The organism is Mycoplasma marinum (assembly GCF_004335975.1).
Classification (GTDB): Bacteria; Bacillota_I; Bacilli_A; order Mycoplasmatales; family Metamycoplasmataceae; genus Mycoplasma_K; species Mycoplasma_K marinum.
In genome coordinates this window covers 1-2,946 of the sequence record NZ_PSZO01000043.1, presented here as the reverse complement: position 1 = coordinate 2,946, position 2,946 = coordinate 1, and the positions used below count along the sequence as shown (strand labels likewise).

Genomic DNA, 2,946 nt, shown 5'->3' with positions numbered 1-2,946 from the left:
CAATTAATATAAAATTAACAACTTTGTTCGAAGGTTCTGAATACTTAGTAAAACTAAAACAAACAAAAAATAATATTTTCATTGAAACGCTTTTCAATAATAAAAAAATAAAATTTGAGGAAGTTCAAAAGATTTTTCAAAAACGAATGTCTTTCTTTTCAAAAAGTCACAACACTATAGATTCAACTTTAGATAAATTATTAAAAATAATTACAAAAGAGAAGGTTGAATCTTATCTCAAAATAGCTGATCCAAATATAAAGGAGTTAAATGTAAAGAAGCGAAAAACCATAAGTAATGTTGGTACTATTATGATGGAAGAGGGAGATAGCATTTTTCCTAAACAGTTATCTTCAGGTACTATAAAATTCATGGAAATAGCATTATTTTTAGAAGAAAAGAGAGGTGATGTATTATTATTCGATGAAATAGACAACTTCTTACATCCTCAAATTGTTTTATTTTTATTAAGACGTGCTCATTATATGAATAGAAATGGAAAACCGACCCAAATTATATTCACAACCCACAATCCAATGCTCATTAATTTATTGAGTTATAAACAAACTTTTGTCATTGAGGATAATTCAAAAGTTATTAAAGTTTCCACTATTAATTCAATGCGCCAACAAAGTAATTTTGTTAAAAAGTATATTGAGAATAAAATTTCATCTCATCCTTCAAAAAGTTGCATGCAACAAACACTGTTGGAGATGATGTAATGAGGATTAAAGTATTGATTTCTCTTGAGGGAGATGAGTCTAATACAGAGAAGAATTTTTATGAGGGTGCAAAATACCAATTCCCAGAATTGAATTTATCAACTGTATATGTGATTAAGCAAAATACACCAATAAACAAAATAGAAATAAAGATTAATCAAATAATCGAGTTAGCAAAAGGGAACTTTGTAACGGAGTATCGTATAACGGAAGAGATTTTAGCTAATGTATACTTTATCTGAGATGCCCTACCCCCAAAAAGAGAAGCTTCGGAAAATAAAATAAAATCAATATTCAATTTTGCATTAAATGATGTGACATTAGAAAGCGGGGATAAAATAATTGAAAACCCTTTAATTATAGAGGGAGGATTTGAAATGGGTCTAATTGCTCATTTAATTGAACCAAAACCTGAGAATATTGTGAAATTAGTGGAAGTTTTTAATTTCAAAAACAAAAATTCATTTAAAAAGAAATATATCAAAATTTTTGACAAAATATTAAAAGTTACCAAATGTAAAAGTCAAGAGGATTTTTTTGTAAAATTAAAAAAAGAGGGATGTAGTCATTTCGTTTTATTCGAAGTTCTAAATTAAACAAACAATTTGATGATTCTATAAATACTGCTGCCGTAAAGATTATTATTTATCAATAACCCTATATTTACTATCTTTAATCAAGGGAAAAAATAACAACAAAGAATGCAAGTATGATTAAGATTCTGTATTTGAGATAATGGAGTATGTTGTATGTTTTTTTTGGATTCAAAATGATATATATTGTAAATGCAAAGAAATGTTGGTTATTTTTTTTAAAATATTGTTTGAATGTTAACAAAAGAGTTCATAATTAACTTGGCATAAAGATTGCCAACTAAGAGGAAAATTATGCTTAAGAAAAATAACAGGGGAGCATTTCAAAATTTTCTTTAAAATAGTGTGATTTACAATGGGCCAAGTTATTATTTGTCCTGAAATTGTATTAATCACACTTGCATCTTTATGTTTAATTACAAGAATATTTTTTGAAAGCGCACCTCTGTGCTTTTTTAAAATCTAAAATAACAAAGAGCCAATCATTAAGGCATTGTCTCGGAAATAGGGAAATTTTTGTCTTGCAAAACACAAAATTAAAACTAGAACCGACATATGTTATCAATGTTTATAAATAACGGTGATCTGAATGCAGTTGTTGGGTTATGCCATTAAATATGGGTATGTAAATAGCGAGATGTTACACACGAGCGGTGCAGGACTTAGAGATTTATATATGTGGTATGACAACAAAAAACAATAAGGTTATCTTTATACAAAGGAAAGATGGGTTGGAATTATAAGGGGCTGAGAAAAAAATCAAAAATGCACAACTAATGTGCGTTTTATTCACCAAGGCGCAAGTGCACAAAAAAATAATTCCCACCAGGAATTATTTTTTTTTACTTTTTTAAGATTTTATCTAAAGAATACAATTCTCCAAATATAAGCATTTCAGCATTGTATCCATTTTTTTAATTAGATTCTCATGTAATAGATCACCTAAGTAAAAAATAGTGAGTGTTTTTCTTATTCTTGATAGAGCTAAATTCATAATCCTATAGTCAAGCTGATGCTTATAAAGGCTTGGGGCCTTTTTGCACAATACAAGTAATACATGACCAGCTTCTACCTTGTACACTCATAGAGGTTCTAAAAGAAATGTTTAATGAAGGTATATCAATTTTCTTTATAACATCCTTGTAGCATGTTATTGGTAAAATTGATTTACCTTCATATTGATTAGAGAAGCTTTTTATACCTTCTCTAAGGGAGTTTATGTCTTTGAATGTTTGACATGGATATTTTCAGTTGCGCCCTTTTTGGTGTATTCTAACTTATCTTTGTAGGAGAAATTGATAACATAAATAATATGCCAAGAAAGATATTTAACTTTGAATCAGCCATTAAACAATATGCAAAAGAGCTTTCAAGGGTTGATGTTAAAGAAGAAATGGAAAAGATTTTCCAAAAAGGGATTGAGAAGGGAGTTAAAAAAACTTCTAGAAGACACGGATACTTATATATTAAAAATTTCCAATAAATGAACTCGAATTAATTTCAAGTTTAAATCTTTAATATGCAATTTTTATATAATTTAGTTATAACCGCAAAAGGGTTACGCTTTAAATTGTGATAAAAAATAACTTATGTGAATTTATTTGCAAATAACTATTATTGCGATTATTATG

The 2,946-nt window shown here is 27.8% G+C and carries 3 protein-coding genes; all 3 read left to right on the top strand.

The window, feature by feature from the left end:
* Positions 1–722 (top strand): AAA family ATPase (locus C4B24_RS04525; RefSeq protein WP_131599589.1); only part of this gene is annotated, 722 nt, incomplete at its 5' end.
* Positions 722–1,318 (top strand): hypothetical protein, encoded by a 597-nt coding sequence (locus tag C4B24_RS04520; protein WP_131599588.1) that lies wholly within the window; start codon positions 722–724, stop codon positions 1,316–1,318. The genes C4B24_RS04525 and C4B24_RS04520, both read left to right, overlap by 1 nt.
* A gap of 1,309 nt (positions 1,319–2,627) precedes the next feature.
* On the top strand, positions 2,628–2,798 hold the full coding sequence (locus C4B24_RS04995) for a hypothetical protein (RefSeq protein ID WP_168388357.1): 171 nt from the start codon (positions 2,628–2,630) through the stop codon (positions 2,796–2,798).
* Positions 2,799–2,946 lie beyond the last annotated feature (148 nt).